Genomic DNA, 16,197 nt, shown 5'->3' on the forward strand with positions numbered 1-16,197 from the left:
CTTAACTGTAGTATTGCCGTTGCAGAAGAATATTGGCTTCATCAATGGCTTTGTCGATCGCTTCCCGGCTGGCCGTCACATCCCTTTGCTCAAGCGCAGAAAGCAGATCGTCATAATGATAGGTCGCTGCGGGAACCTCGCTTAACTCTTCATGCAGATAGTGAATGCACGGACCAATCCGTACCCAGAGCTGCTCAATCAGCGAGTGAAGGGTCGGCATCTCGGCATACTGATAGAGCGTGAACCGGAACACGCGGTTGGCATGGATCGCTTTCTGTATATCGCCCTGATGCATGGCGGCACTGAAGTTATCTGACAGCGCGCGTAACGCATCCAGTTTGGTCTCGGTCATATTCTGGCACGCCGCCGCAACGGCCATCGGTTCAAGCTGCTTTCTGATGGCGTTAATTTCGTTATAGCGTTCCAGCGTCACTTCTGGCACCAAAAACGCCTGCGCTGGCGTGGCCTGTAATGCCCCCGCCGACACCAGGCGCAGCAGGGCTTCGCGCACCGGTGTGATACTGGTGCCCAATTTATCCGCAATCTCTTTTGTAACGAGTCGAGCCCCAGGTTTTAATGAGCCCGTAATTAATGCTCCCTTTAAACTGTTCTCTACTTGCAAAGTCAGACTGATTCTTTGTGCTTTTTCCATATGTTCCAAATCAAGCATGTTTAATTCCCGTAGCCAAACGAAATGCCATTTTCAGCGTCTGTTTAAAAAAACATCGCCGGTTAGATATATCCTGTATCGTCATGCCTGGTATGAGGGGCGCGCGTAATATTAAAATCGCTCAAATAATATTGCATTTTTCACTTCTGGCTCAGCTGGGCCGAGGCGCGCAAAGCTTATGGATTAATTAAAGACAATATATCGTATCTTCACAAATAATTATGGCGGACACTGCCCGCCATAACCGATGCTCTGTTTAGTCGGCCGCCACGCGGATCACAACCTTGCCGAAGTTTTTCCCCTCAAGCAGGCCAATCAGGGCGTCCGGCGCCGCATCCAGCCCTTCCGTAACCTGCTCGCGATAGTGAATTTTGCCTTCCTGCACCCAGCGGCCCATTTCCTGCTGGAACTCGTCAATACGATGACCATAGTCCTGCGCGATAATAAAACCCTGCATACAGATGCGTTTTTTCAGGATGGTCCCCATCAGTAGCGGTAAGCGGTCCGGACCCTCCGGCAGGTTGGTCGCATTGTAGCCGCTGACCAGTCCGCAAACCGGCACGCGCGCGGAGGTATTCAAGAGCGGCAGCACGGCGTCAAAGACTTTACCGCCGACGTTTTCGTAATACACATCAATGCCCTGCGGGCAGGCTTTAGCCAGTTGTTCGTCAAAATCATCCGCATGGTGATCCAGACAGGTATCGAAACCGAGCACGTCGACCGCATGACGGCATTTCTCCTCCCCGCCAGCCACGCCGATGACCCGGCATCCTTTGATTTTACCGATCTGCCCCACCGTTGCGCCGACCGGCCCCGTGGCCGCCGCCACGACAAGGGTTTCCCCTGCCTGAGGCTGGCCGATATCGAGCAGCCCCATATACGCGGTGAAGCCCGGCATTCCCAGCACGCCGAGTGCCCATGAAGGATGCGACGGGTTTTCACCCAACTTCACCAGCCCCTGCCCGTCGGATAGTTCATACTCCTGCCAGCCGCTGTAACCCAGAACCCATTCACCCTCTTTATAATCCGGATGACGGGAGGTCTCGACGCGGCTTACCGTGCCGCCCACCATCACCGCGCCAATCTCGACCGGAGGTGAATAGGATGGCGCATCGCTCATACGGCCTCGCATGTACGGATCAAGCGAGAGCCATACGGTGCGTAATAACACCTGCCCCTCTGCGGGCGCGGGGATCGGCTGCTCTTCCAGGCGGAAATTATCGGCAACCGGCGCGCCGTGTGGACGGGAAGCCAGTACCCAGCGTCGGTTTTGCGTAGTAGATTGACTCATTCATCGCTCCTTACTGCTGAAAATGTCATTCAAGTCTGGCACGTTATCCTGCGGATCGCCTGTGCATTATGAGCCGGACTGATTAAGCCGCACGACCAGATAAAGGCACGATTCATCCGTTTCGTTGATAAACCGGCAGTCGTTCGGCGGCCCGAGTTCCAGACAATCTCCGGCCTTCATTTCATGGCGAGTATCCCCCTCCAGAAAGACCAGTTCACCTGCCTGCAACCAAATCAGCTGTCGTGCCAGCGCATAAGAGGAGGCGGGCATTGGCACATCGCTACCTGCGGGTAGCTCCACCTGGACGAGGTCGATAGGCATATCGCTGCGCGGCGACACATGGCGACGCAAATAGTGGGTTTGCGGATCGCGCCAGACGGGCTGATTCGCCAGACGTAACAGTTTGCCCTCCTGCATTTCCGCGCGCGCAATAAGCGTAGACATGCTAATACCGAAGGCACCGGATAACCGCGCAAGCAGCGTCGCCGTTGGGCTACTGTCTCCCCGTTCAATCTTGTGGATCATGGCGCGTGAGATACCTGCCCGTTCGGCCAGTTCGCTTAATGACCAGCCCCGCGACTCGCGTTCAAGGCGTATGCGGGCGCTAATGCGTTGATTCATATTGTCTGTCATTGTATTCATGACGTCATACTATAGTGTACGGATGGTTTTTCGGGGCAGTTTTGTGACAAAAAAATAGGGATTTTGTCGTAGCGATGCAATACAAGAACTGTGTAATATTGTGAGTAAATCGTACTACTATAGTGAACACCACAGCCAGAGGTTACCCATGATTGTTCGTCATGCCTGCAAAGAAGATTGTGCCGCTATCGGTGAAATTTATAACCATGCGGTGCTGCACACCGCCGCCATCTGGAATGATAAAACTGTCGACACCGATAACCGTATCGCATGGTTTGAGGCGCGTACTCTGTCGGGTTATCCAGTGCTGGTCAGTGAAGAAGACGGAGTGGTGACGGGATACGCCTCATTTGGCGACTGGAGAGCGTTCGACGGATTTCGCCACACGGTGGAGCACTCGGTGTACGTTCATCCCGAACATCAGGGCAAAGGCATTGGCCGGCTGCTGATGACGGAGTTAATCAAGGAAGCCCGCCAGATCGGTAAACACGTGATGGTTGCCGGTATTGAGGCGCAGAACCAGGCGTCAATTCATCTGCACGAAACCCTTGGCTTTATTACCACCGGCAATATGCCGCAGGTGGGAACCAAATTCGGTCGCTGGCTGGACTTAACCTTTATGCAGCTCCAGCTTGATGAGCGCAGCGATCCGGATGCTCTGCCATGAATCAATCGTTGACGTTAGCGTTTCTGGTAGCCGCCGGGATTGGGCTGGTGGTGCAAAACACCCTGATGGTGCGCATTACGCAATCTACCTCCACCATTCTTATCGCCATGCTGCTGAACTCGCTGGTGGGGATTGTGCTGTTTGTCAGCATTTTGCTGGTGAAAAATGGCCTGGCGGGGTTTAACGAACTGGCGTCAACGGTGCGCTGGTGGACGTTGATCCCCGGCCTGCTGGGGTCTTTTTTTGTCTTTGCCAGTATTAGCGGCTATCAGAATGTGGGCGCGGCAACGACCATTGCCGTCCTGGTGGCAAGCCAGCTGATTGGCGGTCTGGTGATGGACATCCTCAAGAGCAACGGCGTTCCCCTGCGCGCGCTGGTTGGCCCGGTCTGCGGCGCAGTGATGCTGGTGGTCGGCGCCTGGCTGGTGGCACGGCGCCAGTTTTAACCCTTACAGAATAGTCCCACCCTGCGTAAGGTGGGCATGGCGTGCCTCCGCCTCTTCTTTATGCTGCTTACCATGATGCGCAATCGCGGTACGCAGGCGCTGCTGCTGGGTATAGCGATCTTCACGGCTGAGCTCTGCATCATCGCTTAATTCGATCAGCAGTTCGTTCATGTGAGTAATTACGCTCTCTTCGATGGTGGCATCGACGCGGGCGATAACATCATTTAAATGTGACATTGTCACTCCTTTTCACGTGCCCGGTGGCGCTACGCTTACCGGGCCTACATTTGACACCCGTAGGTCGGGTAAGGCATAGCCGCCACCCGGCAAAATACGATCAGTTCAGCTTCGCTTTCGAGAAATCGCTGCCCATCAGGCTTACGCTGTACCCGGTCACATTGCTGCGGGTCGCGTAGAACGTTTTGCCGTTAGCTAACGCAATCCACGGTGCCTGCTGGTAGAAAATCTCCTGTGCCTGGCCATACAGCTTCGCACGTTCGTCCGGGTTGCTGGTCAGTTTGGCCTTTTGCACCAGCTCATCATACCCCTTATCACACCAGCGCGCGGCGTTAGATCCGGTTTTGATGCTGTTACAACCCAGCAGCACATCGGCGAAGTTGTCCGGATCGCCGTTATCAGACATCCAGCCGAACAGCGCGGAATCATGCTCGCCTTTGCGCATGCCGGAGAGATATTCCCCCCACTCGTAAGAGACGATTTTCGCCTTCACGCCCACCTTCGCCCAGTCAGCCTGGATCATCTCTGCAATCCGTCGGGAGTTCGGGTTGTACGGACGCTGAACCGGCATGGACCAGAGGGTCACTTCCGCGCCTTTCTCCAGACCCGCCTGCTTCAGCAGCGCTTTCGCTTTTTGCGGATCGTAGCCGTAATCCTTCAGGTCTTTATTAAAGCCGAGCATGTTCGGCGGGATCGGCGATTTAGCGACCGTACCAGACCCCATAAAGACCGCGTTCACAATGGCCTTTTTGTCCGTCGCGTAATTCAGAGCCTGGCGCACCAGCACGTTATCAAACGGTTTTTTCTCCGTGTTGAACGCCAGGTACCCCACGTTCAGTGCATCCACCGAGTGCAGCGTCAGGTCTTTGTTTTTCTTGATCGCTTCAAACTGCACCGGCGACGGCGCAGGAATGATCTGACACTCGTTCGTTTGCAGCTTCGCCAGACGCGTCTCAACGTTTGGCGTGATGGAGAAGATCAGGTGTTTGGTCGGCACCTCACCGTCCCAGTAGTTCGGATTGGCGACGTAGCGGATCAGCGAATCCACCTTGTACTGCTGAAGCACATACGGCCCGGTGCCGATTGGCCAGGTGTCCACATTTTCAGGCGTGCCCTTTTTCAGCATCGCGTCCGCGTACTCGGCAGAGAGGATCGAGGCGAAGTCCATTCCCCAGTCGGCCAGGAAAGCCGCGTTGGGTTCGCTCAGCGTGAACTGAACGTGATAATCGTCGATCTTTTTCACATCCTGAATGAGCTTGTCGAGACCCACGTCATTAAAGTATTCGTAATTACCCTGGGAAACATTGTGATAGGGATGCTTAGGGTCTTTCTGACGCATAACGGAGAAAATAACGTCATCAGCGTTAAAATCACGGGCCGGTTTGAAGTATTTATTGCTGTTGAATTTCACCCCTTTACGCAGGGTAAACGTGTATGTTTTGCCGTCTGGCGAAATGGTCCACGACTCCGCAAGAGAAGGCACCGGCGTGTTTTTTACCGGGTCGAAGTTAATCAGACGGTTATACAGCGTTTGCGAGCTGGCGACAAACGAGGGGCCAGAGCTGGCGATCTGCGGGTTAAACGACTCCGGCGACGCCTCGGAGCAGTAGATAATGGTGTCTTTGTTTGCCGCCCATGCGGCGCTTGCCGGTAGCAGCGCGCTCAGCGCGAGGGCGAGCACGGTTTTCCCTGTAAACATAATTATTACCCTTTCGGTTTTATTATAGTGAACAGTAATAACAGCACAGACGTTTTGGCCTGACAAATAACGAATCACTATCAGGTTATTCTAAAGCCGTACATTTCGCTGGTTTTAACATCAGCCCGCAGAAACCGATTTGCCTTAAGGTCCATTATTCGTCAAGCACAACCGTTACGATCAATGCCGCAAGAAATCGTCCCTTTTGTCGTCTCCTCCGCCGTTTGCTTGCTTACCTGATTCGCTAAAGTAATGGCGTGAAGAAGTCTACAGGACCAAATCGTGGCAAAAACACTTTTACGCAGCGGTAATCTGGATGATTTTCAGGCCGTTGGCGGCGGCGGACAGGCCGTTTTTGAATCAGCGCTGCAAATCCGCGAAGCGCTTCGGTTGCGCAAACAGCAGGCTATCGTCGATTGCCTGGCCATTCCTCAGGTCAATGACGGCGGCGATCGCGTTGACTGGTACTCCCCGGTTGAGGGAACCGTCTCCAGCTGGAAGGCGGCGGATGAAGACGATCGTTTTCGCGCCCTGCTCTATCTGGAAAACACGCTCGCCAGCATGGAGTCGCTGAGTAAAAAATGCCTTCAGTCACCGAAAATGGCGCAGCAACTGTTTGGATCTCTGCTCTCTAAAGCGTTCCAGTTTCCCGGTGAAAACTTTGTTTTCCTGGTGGATGGCAAACCGGTGATCTGCTTCTGGGGTTTCGTCAGTCTTAACGAAAACGCGCGCGACGACGTGCTGGACTGCCTGCGCGAATCGTTGGTCCCTGAACCTGAACCCGTGATGATTAACGAACCTGAACCTGAACCTGAGCCAGAACCGGCCCCGGTGGTGACCTTCGAGCAGGCCGACGCGCCGCTTATCACGCCTGTGGCTACCGTGCGTATCACCGAAAATGAGCTGTATACGCCAGAGCCGGTGCGCATGAACACCGTGCCGTCAGAGCCCGCACCAGCGGTGGTGCAGAAAAAACGTCGCTCCCCCCTGTGGTTGCTGCCGGTTGCCGCCGTCATTATTGCAGCCATTGCCACGCCGCTGCTCTGGCCAAAACAGGCTCCGACCGCAGCGCCAGCACCTGTCGCCATTGCTCCGGCCCCCGTGAAGACGGTTGAGCCGCTTGAGCTGAAACTCCCGCTGCACCAGGCAGAAGTGGTAGAGCCCAAGGTGAAGACGCCTGCCCCGGCAGCCGAACCGGTGGTCATTACCGCGATACCGAAAGATGCGATGGTGATGGAGGCAAACCAGGTCAAAGCGGGGTTAACGCGCTTCCTGAACGGCACCTGGCGCGCGTTTCTCGATGTGCAGGATCCGCTCACCGGCAAACCGCCGTCTCTGCGCTACCAGATCCAGAACAATAAAGGTTTCGCCCGGGTAGTGCATGGCGACAACATTGTCTGCCGGGTAGACGTCTTTTCCGGATTACACAGCAACGGCGAGCTGTTGATCAAAACGCGCGGAAACGCTCGTTGCACCGACGGTTCAGGCTATCCGATGCCGGAAGTGACCTGTAAGGCAGGTGCCAGCGACGTGGCGGAATGCACCGCACGTTACGATGCCAACACCGTCGTTCCTCTGACGTTCAAGAAAGCAGGTGTCTGATCCTATGCTGGTTAATCTTTGCGACTATAAACAGAGCGTGACGCTGATTGCTAACAGCGGCGTACAGTTTCTCGATTTTGGCCTGACTCCGCAGGACACCGCCAGCAACGGGCGTTTCGTGCGTAAAACGGCAAATGGCCCGCTGCTGCGCCTGGATTTTGACCTGGTCAACGGCCGGTACACGCTGCCTGCCACCGATGGCGGGAAGCCGGAAGTGGTCAAGCCTGAAAGCACCATTCCACTGCATGACTCCCTGACCGTGCTGGACGGTGTCTGGCTGCCGCTTCCTTTCCTGCGCTTTAACCCGCCGCGGACGTTTGTTGATGGCCCGGATAACTGGGCGCGCGTCCAGGTACGGAAGCTGTCCACGCCCGACGCGGCTGGAAATACGCACCGGGTCACCGTCGCGCTCGACAGCCAGATTGCGGAGCATGCGACGTCTGCCCTGTCGCCGGTTGAAAACGACATTCTTAACGGCACGCGTTTCGCCCTCGCCTGGCGCGACAGTGAGGTTGAGAGTTTCCTCGACCAGACCTGGATTGACGGCTGGCTGCGTGAAGCCTTCACACAATATGCTGACGGGGTTGAAAAACGCGCCGAGCGCGAGCTGCATCAGGCCATGCGCAGCTTTGAATATCAGGCGCACTGGCTCAACCTGCTCTCCATGCTCGGTGAACAACTCACCGTGCCGGAAGTGAAGTTTGTCACCCATACCCTGAGCACCCCTGCTATTCCTGTCGATCTGATCCTTGACGTAGGCAACACCCATACCTGCGGCGTGATTATTGAAGATCATGGTGATGCCAACGACGGCCTGCGCCAGACGGCTGAACTTCAGGTACGATCTCTGAGTGAGCCGCAGTTCCTGAATGAGCCGCTGTTTACCAGCCGACTTGAATTTTCCGAAGCGCGTTTTGGCAAGCAGCACTTCTCGGTGGAAAGCGGCCGGGAGGATGCGTTCGTCTGGCCATCCATTGTCCGCGTGGGTGATGAAGCGCGTAAGCTGGCGATGCAGCGTCTGGGCACGGAAGGCAACAGCGGTATCTCCAGCCCGCGTCGCTATCTGTGGGACGAGACGCCGGTGGTGCAGGACTGGCGCTTTAGCCAGATGAACAGCAAAACTCAGCGCGAACCGCTGGCAACCGCGTTTCCGCTGATGAACCTGATGAACGACGACGGGGAACCGCTCTTTACGCTGCCGCAGGATGAGCGCCTGCCGGTGTTCTCTCCGCAGTACAGCCGCAGCACCCTGATGACGCACATGCTCTGCGAGCTGCTGGCTCAGGCGCTTGGCCAGATTAACAGCGTAGCCACCCGCTTGCGGCTCGGCTTCCCGGCCTCTCCCCGCCAGCTGCGAACGCTGATCCTCACCCTGCCTTCGGCGATGCCGAAACAGGAGCGCGAGATTTTCCGCCGCCGCATGTTCGAAGCCATCGCCATCGTCTGGAAAGCGATGGGCTGGCATCCGCAGGATGAAGATTTTGCCAGCCGCAAGCAGCAGGAAAAAAGCGTGGTACCGGTCCCTGAGATCCAGATGGAGTGGGACGAGGCCAGCTGCGGCCAGCTGGTGTGGCTGTATAACGAAGCCATTTCCCACTTCGGTGGCCAGACCGAGGCCTTTTTCGCCTCCCTTGCCCGTCCGGATCGCGCGCCTGAGCCTGGCGTCCAGCCGGGGCGCGCTCTGCGCGTGGCCTCGATTGATATCGGCGGCGGCACGACGGATATGGCCATCACGCACTATCAGCTAGACGATGGTACCGGTAATAACGTCAAAATCACCCCGCAACTGCTGTTCCGCGAAGGGTTCAAGGTCGCTGGCGACGACACACTGCTGGACGTGATCCAGCGCTACGTTCTGCCCGCCCTGCAAACCCAGCTTCAGAAATCCGGCATTGCCGATGCCTCCCAGCTGATGGCATCCCTGTTCGGCGACTCCGGGCGGATCGATACCCAGGCGGTCCTGCGCCAGCAGACGGCGCTTCAGCTCTTTATGCCGATCGGTCACGCGATCCTGGCGGCGTGGGAATCGAGCGATGTTGACGATCCGCTGGCCGGGCTGCATGCCACCTTTGGCGATCTGCTTGCGCAAAAACCGACGCGCAACGTGATGAATTATCTCCAGCAGGCGATCGACCATGCGTTGCCTGCCGGCTCAGAACACTTTGATCTGTTCAGCGTCCCGCTGCACGTCAGCTTCCGGGAGATGCGGGACGCCATGCTGGCGGGTCAGTTCACGCTTGCCGCCCCGCTGCATGCGGTATGTGAGGCGATCTCTCATTACAGCTGCGATATCCTGCTTATCACGGGACGGCCGGGCTGTCTGCCGGGCGTTCAGGCCTTGATTCGCCACCTGCAACCGGTGCCCGTCAACCGCATCGTCTGGCTGGATAAATACCAGGTTCATGAATGGTATCCGTTCAGCCAGCAGGGACGGATCGGCAACCCGAAATCCACCGCTGCGGTGGGAGCGATGCTCTGTAGCCTGGCGCTGGATCTTCGTCTGCCGCGCTTTAACTTTAAAGCAGCAGATATTGGCGCGTACTCTACGGTGCGCTATCTGGGCGTGCTGGATAACACCATCAATAGCCTGCGGGACGAGAACGTCTGGTATCACGATATTGACCTCGATAAGCCCGGCGCGAAACTGGACGCCCGTCTGCACTTCCCGCTGCGCGGCAACGTTACGCTGGGCTTCCGGCAACTGGCCAATGCCCGCTGGCCCGCGACGCCGCTCTATACCCTGAGCATCAACTCTGCCGAGCTGGCGAAAGCCATTGCGGGCGACGGCGTACTGAACGTGCGCCTGAAGCTGCGTGGCGGCAATAAGCAGGAGGGGCCGGAATCTTTCGAGCTGAGTGATGCCTGGCTACAGGACGGCACGCCAGTGCCGCCGGACGCCCTGACATTTAAACTGAATACTCTGGCCGATCGCCGACACAGCGGCAGCCACTACTGGATCGACAGCGGGAGCGTATACCTCAAATGACTGCGACGACTGCCACCACTCAGGCCTTAATCGGGTGGATCAACGAGACGCGACAGCACGCCCCGATGCTGGATAACGAAGCCGACGCCCTGCTTGCCCGCCTTAACGCTGCTCGCGCGCGTGAAGAGGCCCTCGAACGTGCCCTTGTCTGCCAGGGCAGCATCGGCTTATACGGCCACTCGCAGGCCGCGAAAGCGCATCTGCTGGCCTCCCTGTGCGGCAGCGGCGACGAACGGCTGAACGTTACGCCGGGTCAACGCACGTTTGATTACTTCTCGCATATTAACCCCGGGCATGCGCCGACCAACATGGCCGTGCGTTTCACCAGAGCGACCAGCGAGGTCGCAGACGATGCGTTTCCCCTGCGCCTGAGCCTGGTAACGGAGGCCGAGCTGGTACAGCTGTTTATCGCCCGCACCACGTTGGATCCGCAGATCCGTGCGGTGGATAAATCGGTGATTGAAGCCCGGCTTGAGAAGTGGCGTACGCTGCGTCAGCCGCACAGCGTGCCGGGAATAACGGCGCAGGAAGTCGCGACCGTTGCCCGGTTCTGGCAAACCGTAGTACCCGGCGCTAAGCAGCATATTGATGATGCCCTGTGGCACCAGTTTGCCCTGCTGGTTCCTTCGCTTGATCTCAGCACCCGCGCCAGCATCTGGTCTCTGCTGTGGGGTGAGCAGCAGGAGTTAACCCAGCAGTGGCTTAAACTCGCCCAGGTGCTGCATCAAACCAGCCATGCCAGCGCGCTTGCGGCGCCGTTGAGTCTGCTGGTGGACAGTTTTGGTCTGCCGTGTGAAGGTTTCCTTACTCACGGGGCCTTTACCGTGCCGGAAGCGCAGGAAACATTGCTTCATCCGGTAAATAACGGCGAGTTGCTTAATGCCATTAGCCTGCCCGTCGATGTGCTGGCCTGCCTGACCCGCGAAGTGGTGCTGCCCGTTGAAAACTGCGTTCTGGATAACGTAGATATTATTGATATTCCGGCCATTTCTGAGGAAAACACGCCGCTGATGACGCAGGCAAAATGCCTGTGGTTGCTGGAGCATTATCGTCAGCACATACAGCCGGATGTCCTGGTTATCTGCAATGCGACGGCCCACCACCAGCAGACGGCAAAAACGGCCAGGCTCCTGCAAAACTGGGTCAAAGAGACGCAGCCGGTGGAAGAGTCCGCGTTGCCGGGCCTGGTCTGGGCCATTACCCCTCACGATGCGCGGTTTACCACAAAGCAGAATCTGGACGAAGCGGTGCAACAGTTGCTGGGCCAGCCGGGTCTGCGCTGGGGTACGCTCCAGGCGCTCGATACCCACAGCATGCAGCGGGTAATTGAATGGCTGTCGCAGGCTACCCTTCCAGCACAGCGCCAGAAGCGTCTCCACGCGCTGAAAAGGCTGTTGCAACAGTCTCTTTCGACGCTGATGCGCGCATACGTCGCCCCACTCACTCAGGAGCCAGGCGCAGGGCGGGCAGAGGCCGAAAAAATGGTCCGAACGCTGCAAGGCAGCGCCGCTCGTCATGGTGAACTGCTTGAGGGGCTTCTGCCGCCGTTAAACGCGTTTGAGACGCTGCTGACGGTTCACCAGCCCCGTGAGGAAAAGGTCAACGGCCTGTTTAACGACGTTATCGATCTGTTTGCGGAAGAGACGCCGGAATATCCAGGCACGTTGCAGACCAAAGACAAGGCGCGACTGGCCCATAACGTGTGGGTTAACCATCTTCGTCAGTGGAGTCGCAACGACGCGGCCGCCGCCCGTCTGGGCCTGGACCCAGAGGTATTACAGCAGATTGCGGATGTGTTAATCGTTACCAGCTACCGGCTGGATCTGCCGCTGCAACTGCAACGCATTGCAGAAACAGATAAAAGCAGTGCTGCGCAGCTGCATGCCGCGACAGGCAATTTCATTAGTTGGCTTGGCTATGAACTGACGCCCGTTTCTGAACGGCCTGCAAGCCGGATCCGCAAAGGTCAGCCAATTTTTGTGACGCCAGTTGTGAGCTGCGCTTCACCCCGGCTTACCCGACTTGGCGAGCAGCCTGTTCACGCGGCGACAGCCTATGTTTATGACTGGCTGGTTGCGCTCTACACCCGCGCGATTGAGAATGTGGATTATCAGTGCCCGTATGACATTAAGCCTGCTGCGCGGAAAGCCTTGTCTGCCTTGCTGTCTTAATCATTGCAGCCCGCAGCAATGCGGGCTACCCCTTCATGATCCGTTTATGAAGCCAGACAAAGCCTGAGCCAACGCTGACGGGTTTTCCCAGGACATTGAATGGCCCGCATCAGGGATAATTTTTACAGCAACGCCTTTTTGTTGCAGGCGATTAAAATCTTCATCAGGCAGGGACCACTCACCAAAAACTAACATGACCGGGCAGCTCAATGACAAAAACAAGTGTTCCCAGTCGGGTTTAACGCCCTTGACCAGGCTCGTTGCGCCGCGCCAGACGGCCCAGGGGGCATTGCTTTGAAGGCTTCCAGACCACGCCGTCGTTTCCGCCCGCAGCATGTCATCATAGCCCTGTTCCAGAAAATGTTGTTCCGTTTGGGCCGCAATTGCCCGGCTGAACATCCCGCCACCCGCATGAAAATTGGGTTCAGACACTATCAGGCCTTTAACGCGTGACTTTAGCAGCGTTGCCGTTTCGATCGCGATACTCCCCCCCATGCTATGACCATAGAGCCAAAGACTATCCAGGCCGAGATGGTCTAACAGTTCAACCACCACCTGCGCCTGTTCACTTGTGCGATAACGGTAGTTGTCAGGTTTGTCACTGTAACCGCTACCGGGGAGATCGATCAGAATGGCTCTGCGCCCCCCGAAACGGGTATCACAGACAATTCGAGGATATTCATACGACGATGCACAGCCCAACCCGTGGATAAACACAACCGGGTCACCGAAACCGGGAAGATCCTGCCAGCGCACCGTGCAGCCTGCTTGCTGTGAATAGAAACTGTTCATAAGCACTCCATGTATGACGGACTGTATATTTATACAGCCTCAATGTATGGAATGCTATGTCTGGATGCCGATTCTGGAAGCGTGCTTCAGAAAAGAGAGATCAACAGGGCAACAGGAAAGCTCATCGGCCAGGTGGAACCCACCAGGAATGCGCTCAACAGGCGAATACGTTTACGATCTTTAGACAGGAACCAGGTGATTAATGCGCAGATGGAGGCCATGATTGCGTAGAACACCAACATCTTTTGATACAACGTCATTCTGTTTACCTGAGCCGAAAAATAACCGCACGCAATATGCGTCATATGTTGACACAGATCAAGTTTTTTCGTTACATCATAACCACTTAAATACTATGGATAATAACAACTGAGTACCTTGTGTAACAACGCCGGGTAAAGCAAAACGGTTATTATTGATAAGATGCATATAGAATGCACTTTTTGGTAAATCCATCCCTGCAGAAAGCAGTCTAATAAAAGCAGGCTTTTAAGGGAGGAAACATGCTACGCATTCCGCAGAGTTGCATTCACACCCGTTCCACGCCTTTCTGGAACAAAGAAACGGCCCCCGCCGGCATTTTTAAACGTCACCTTGATACGGGCACGCAGCCGGGCGTTTACCCTCGCCTGTCGGTGATGCGCGGCGCGGTGCGTTATCTGGGCTATGCTGATGAATTTACACCTGAGCCTGACAGCGAGCTCGTCATTGAAGCGGGTCGTTTCGGCGTTTTCCCGCCAGAGAGATGGCACCACATTGAGGTGATGACCGACGACACCCTGTTCAATATTGAATTCTTTGTTGAACCTGAGGTGCTTAAGTCCCTTTAAGCACCCGCCAACATGAAGGAAACTATGATGTTACGTATTCCTGAAAACTTTGTTCATACCCGCTCGACGCCGTTCTGGAATAAAGAGACCGCCCCAAAAGCGCTTTTTACCCATCACAACACCAAAGCCGGCGTGTACGGTCGGTTGTCCGTCATGCAGGGTGCGGTGCGTTACTTTGGCTTTGCCGATGGCGACGCCACCGAGCCCGATCTGGAAGTGGTCATTGAGGCCGGTTCTTTTGGCATCTCGCCACCGCAAAAATGGCACCGCATTGAGCTTCTGACCGACGACACCTATTTTAATATCGACTTTTTCGCGGATCCTGCCGTCACGCTCAGCGGTGCGGGCATCGGTAAAGTGGTCAACACGCATAAGGAGTAAATAATGGGTAAGGCTACCTATACCGTGACCGTCACCAATAACAGCAACGGCGTGTCGGTGGATTATGAAACAGAAGCGCCAATGGAGCTGTTGATCCCGGACGTCGCGGCAGATGTCGTGAAGGATCTGGTGAACACCGTTCGCGCCTACGATACGGAAAATGAACACGAGGTCTGTGGCTGGTAAGCTGAATCGCCCGGCACTGCGCCGGGCATGAGGGTTTAGTGTTTAAACATGACATGTCGGACTACCGTGTAATCCTCAAGTCCGTAGACCGACATATCTTTTCCGTAACCGGATAATTTCATTCCGCCGTGCGGCATTTCGCTCACCAGCATAAAATGGGTATTGACCCAGGTGCAGCCATACTGCAACCGTGCGCTGAGGCGATGGGCGCGTCCGACGTCTTTTGTCCAGACGGACGAGGCCAGGCCGTATTGCGAATCGTTAGCCCAGTTCAGCACCTGCGCTTCATCCTCAAATTCTGTCACGCTGACCACCGGGCCAAACACTTCGCGCTGGACGATCGCATCTTCCTGCTTCGCCCCGGCCAGTAGCGTTGGCTGGAAGTAATATCCTGCCCCCTCTCTTTTACTGCCACCGGTGACGACGCGGATATGTCCAAGGGCTTGGGCTTCGTCCACGGCAGCGCAAACGCGGGAAAGATGCGCTGCGGAGCTGAGCGGGCCCAGCTCCGTTGATGTATCGTCCGGCGCGCCCATTTTCAGGCTGGTAACAGCTGCGCCCAGCTTTTCGACCAGCGCGGAGTAAATCCCCTTCTGGGCATAGATACGACAGGCTGCGGTACAATCCTGACCAGCATTGTAGAAACCAAACGTACGCACGCCTTCAACCACGGCATCCAAATCTGCATCGTCAAAGACAATGACCGGGGCTTTTCCACCCAATTCCATATGGGTACGTTTAACTGAAGATGCGGTATGCCCGATAATATGTTCTCCGGTAGCAATAGAGCCGGTGAGAGAAACCATACGGACTTTTTCGTGCCCGGTCAGCGGATCTCCTACGGTTTTGCCGCGACCAAACAGCACGTTGAGCACGCCTGGCGGGAAGATATCTTTCGCCAGTTCCGCCAGCTTCAGCGCCGTCAACGGGGTGATTTCAGATGGCTTGATGACGACGCAGTTTCCCGCCGCCAGCGCGGGCGCCAGCTTCCACGCCGCCATCATCAGAGGATAGTTCCAGGGCGCGATAGAGGCGACAACGCCAACCGGGTCGCGGCGGATCATCGAGGTATGTCCTTCGAGGTATTCTCCGGCAGCCAGCCCATTCAGGCAGCGGGCGGCCCCGGCAAAGAAGCGAAACACATCGACCACGGCCGGGATCTCATCTCCCTGGACACAGTGCAGCGGTTTCCCGCAATTTAGCGACTCCAGTTGTGCGAACGCGTCAGCGTTGGCTTCTATCACATCAGCCAGTTTCAACAAACTTTCGGCGCGCGTTTTGGGCGTCGTTTGCCCCCACTCAGTGAACGCGCGATCGGCAGCCTGGACGGCAGCGTCCACCTGTGCTGCCGACGCTTCAGCAATCTCCAGCAATACTTCACCCGTGGCAGGATTGTAAACCGCCTGCTTCTTACCCTCGCCGGTCACCAGTTCACCATTAATCAGCAGTTGATTTTGCATAGCATCGTCCTGTTGAAATCGACATAGTTTTCGCTGTCAGCACACGTTCTGGCGGGTCGATACGTGACAACGTCACGTCACCAATCCGCACTCCCTTACTAAAGGTAGACCGCGCATCATGTCGCTTCAGGAATTTT

General features: G+C 56.2%; 16 protein-coding genes. 8 read left to right on the forward strand and 8 right to left on the reverse strand.

Going from position 1 to position 16,197, the window contains the following annotated elements:
* Position 1: 1 nt before the first annotated feature.
* The 3 genes from L3069_RS11465 to L3069_RS11475 form a co-directional block, all read right to left on the reverse strand.
* The gene (locus L3069_RS11465) at positions 2–670 is read right to left on the reverse strand and encodes a GntR family transcriptional regulator (protein WP_038416119.1); all 669 of its coding nucleotides are present in this window, start codon (positions 668–670) and stop codon (positions 2–4) included.
* Between the two features lie 256 nt (positions 671–926).
* Positions 927–1,961 (reverse strand): NADP-dependent oxidoreductase, encoded by a 1,035-nt coding sequence (locus L3069_RS11470; RefSeq protein WP_063135836.1) that lies wholly within the window; start codon positions 1,959–1,961, stop codon positions 927–929.
* A gap of 66 nt (positions 1,962–2,027) precedes the next feature.
* A complete protein-coding gene (locus L3069_RS11475; protein WP_017382277.1) occupies positions 2,028–2,603 on the reverse strand; it encodes a helix-turn-helix domain-containing protein in 576 nt (191 codons plus the stop codon).
* A gap of 148 nt (positions 2,604–2,751) precedes the next feature.
* Here L3069_RS11475 and L3069_RS11480 point away from each other — a divergent pair, with 148 nt between their 5' ends.
* Both L3069_RS11480 and L3069_RS11485 read left to right on the forward strand, forming a co-directional pair.
* On the forward strand, positions 2,752–3,270 hold the full coding sequence (locus L3069_RS11480) for a GNAT family N-acetyltransferase (protein WP_023306282.1): 519 nt from the start codon (positions 2,752–2,754) through the stop codon (positions 3,268–3,270).
* Positions 3,267–3,716: a DMT family transporter gene (locus tag L3069_RS11485; protein WP_032624186.1), complete on the forward strand. Its 450-nt coding sequence runs from the start codon at positions 3,267–3,269 to the stop codon at positions 3,714–3,716. The genes L3069_RS11480 and L3069_RS11485 overlap by 4 nt, the downstream gene beginning before the upstream one ends.
* A gap of 3 nt (positions 3,717–3,719) precedes the next feature.
* On the opposite strand, the gene L3069_RS11490 is transcribed toward L3069_RS11485, so the two are convergent.
* The gene (locus L3069_RS11490) at positions 3,720–3,953 is read right to left on the reverse strand and encodes a YdcY family protein (RefSeq protein WP_022648243.1); all 234 of its coding nucleotides are present in this window, start codon (positions 3,951–3,953) and stop codon (positions 3,720–3,722) included.
* Between the two features lie 100 nt (positions 3,954–4,053).
* A complete protein-coding gene (locus L3069_RS11495; protein ID WP_038416121.1) occupies positions 4,054–5,652 on the reverse strand; it encodes an ABC transporter substrate-binding protein in 1,599 nt (532 codons plus the stop codon).
* A gap of 282 nt (positions 5,653–5,934) precedes the next feature.
* On the opposite strand from L3069_RS11495, the gene L3069_RS11500 reads away from it, so the two are divergent.
* From L3069_RS11500 to L3069_RS11510, 3 genes are read left to right on the forward strand one after another with little or no spacing between them, the layout of a single operon-like run.
* Positions 5,935–7,254 carry an SrfA family protein gene (locus tag L3069_RS11500; protein WP_038416122.1) on the forward strand — a complete coding sequence of 440 codons (1,320 nt, stop codon included), beginning with the start codon at positions 5,935–5,937 and terminating at the stop codon, positions 7,252–7,254.
* A 4-nt stretch (positions 7,255–7,258) separates the two neighbouring features.
* Positions 7,259–10,240 (forward strand): virulence factor SrfB, encoded by a 2,982-nt coding sequence (locus tag L3069_RS11505; protein WP_038416123.1) that lies wholly within the window; start codon positions 7,259–7,261, stop codon positions 10,238–10,240.
* Positions 10,237–12,411 (forward strand): virulence factor SrfC family protein, encoded by a 2,175-nt coding sequence (locus L3069_RS11510; RefSeq protein ID WP_100167648.1) that lies wholly within the window; start codon positions 10,237–10,239, stop codon positions 12,409–12,411. Before L3069_RS11505 ends, L3069_RS11510 begins: the two co-directional genes overlap by 4 nt.
* Positions 12,412–12,444: 33 nt before the next feature.
* Here the strand turns inward: L3069_RS11510 and L3069_RS11515 are convergent, their stop codons facing one another.
* Positions 12,445–13,203 (reverse strand): alpha/beta fold hydrolase, encoded by a 759-nt coding sequence (locus L3069_RS11515; RefSeq protein ID WP_023306286.1) that lies wholly within the window; start codon positions 13,201–13,203, stop codon positions 12,445–12,447.
* A gap of 86 nt (positions 13,204–13,289) precedes the next feature.
* Positions 13,290–13,463 carry a GhoT/OrtT family toxin gene (locus tag L3069_RS11520; RefSeq protein WP_003856960.1) on the reverse strand — a complete coding sequence of 58 codons (174 nt, stop codon included), beginning with the start codon at positions 13,461–13,463 and terminating at the stop codon, positions 13,290–13,292.
* A gap of 243 nt (positions 13,464–13,706) precedes the next feature.
* Between L3069_RS11520 and L3069_RS11525 the strand changes: the two genes are divergently transcribed.
* Genes L3069_RS11525 through L3069_RS11535 form a run of 3 tightly spaced genes read left to right on the forward strand, consistent with a single transcriptional unit; the run spans position 13,707 to position 14,600 of the window.
* On the forward strand, positions 13,707–14,033 hold the full coding sequence (locus L3069_RS11525) for a DUF1971 domain-containing protein (protein WP_022648249.1): 327 nt from the start codon (positions 13,707–13,709) through the stop codon (positions 14,031–14,033).
* A 27-nt stretch (positions 14,034–14,060) separates the two neighbouring features.
* On the forward strand, positions 14,061–14,414 hold the full coding sequence (locus L3069_RS11530; protein ID WP_003856958.1) for a DUF1971 domain-containing protein: 354 nt from the start codon (positions 14,061–14,063) through the stop codon (positions 14,412–14,414).
* A gap of 3 nt (positions 14,415–14,417) precedes the next feature.
* A complete protein-coding gene (locus tag L3069_RS11535) occupies positions 14,418–14,600 on the forward strand; it encodes a DUF1869 domain-containing protein (RefSeq protein ID WP_003856955.1) in 183 nt (60 codons plus the stop codon).
* 35 nt (positions 14,601–14,635) lie between these two features.
* Here L3069_RS11535 and patD read toward each other — a convergent pair whose 3' ends face one another.
* Positions 14,636–16,060, reverse strand: a complete 1,425-nt coding sequence (patD, locus tag L3069_RS11540; protein WP_100167647.1) for an aminobutyraldehyde dehydrogenase — start codon at positions 16,058–16,060, stop codon at positions 14,636–14,638.
* Positions 16,061–16,197 lie beyond the last annotated feature (137 nt).

Origin of the sequence: Enterobacter cloacae complex sp. ECL411, from assembly GCF_021869665.1 — a bacterium.
In the GTDB taxonomy this organism is placed as follows: Bacteria; Pseudomonadota; Gammaproteobacteria; order Enterobacterales; family Enterobacteriaceae; genus Enterobacter; species Enterobacter intestinihominis.

Excerpts from the sequence above, each read along its gene's own strand:
- L3069_RS11465 (WP_038416119.1), bottom strand. The coding sequence starts at position 670 with ATGCTTGATTTGGAACATATGGAAAAAGCACAAAGAATCAGTCTGACT.
- L3069_RS11470 (WP_063135836.1), bottom strand. The coding sequence starts at position 1,961 with ATGAGTCAATCTACTACGCAAAACCGACGCTGGGTACTGGCTTCCCGT.
- L3069_RS11475 (WP_017382277.1), bottom strand. The coding sequence starts at position 2,603 with ATGAATACAATGACAGACAATATGAATCAACGCATTAGCGCCCGCATA.
- L3069_RS11480 (WP_023306282.1), top strand. The coding sequence starts at position 2,752 with ATGATTGTTCGTCATGCCTGCAAAGAAGATTGTGCCGCTATCGGTGAA.
- L3069_RS11485 (WP_032624186.1), top strand. The coding sequence starts at position 3,267 with ATGAATCAATCGTTGACGTTAGCGTTTCTGGTAGCCGCCGGGATTGGG.
- L3069_RS11490 (WP_022648243.1), bottom strand. The coding sequence starts at position 3,953 with ATGTCACATTTAAATGATGTTATCGCCCGCGTCGATGCCACCATCGAA.
- L3069_RS11495 (WP_038416121.1), bottom strand. The coding sequence starts at position 5,652 with ATGTTTACAGGGAAAACCGTGCTCGCCCTCGCGCTGAGCGCGCTGCTA.
- L3069_RS11505 (WP_038416123.1), top strand. The coding sequence starts at position 7,259 with ATGCTGGTTAATCTTTGCGACTATAAACAGAGCGTGACGCTGATTGCT.
- L3069_RS11510 (WP_100167648.1), top strand. The coding sequence starts at position 10,237 with ATGACTGCGACGACTGCCACCACTCAGGCCTTAATCGGGTGGATCAAC.
- L3069_RS11515 (WP_023306286.1), bottom strand. The coding sequence starts at position 13,203 with ATGAACAGTTTCTATTCACAGCAAGCAGGCTGCACGGTGCGCTGGCAG.
- L3069_RS11520 (WP_003856960.1), bottom strand. The coding sequence starts at position 13,463 with ATGACGTTGTATCAAAAGATGTTGGTGTTCTACGCAATCATGGCCTCC.
- L3069_RS11525 (WP_022648249.1), top strand. The coding sequence starts at position 13,707 with ATGCTACGCATTCCGCAGAGTTGCATTCACACCCGTTCCACGCCTTTC.
- L3069_RS11530 (WP_003856958.1), top strand. The coding sequence starts at position 14,061 with ATGTTACGTATTCCTGAAAACTTTGTTCATACCCGCTCGACGCCGTTC.
- L3069_RS11535 (WP_003856955.1), top strand. The coding sequence starts at position 14,418 with ATGGGTAAGGCTACCTATACCGTGACCGTCACCAATAACAGCAACGGC.
- patD (WP_100167647.1), bottom strand. The coding sequence starts at position 16,060 with ATGCAAAATCAACTGCTGATTAATGGTGAACTGGTGACCGGCGAGGGT.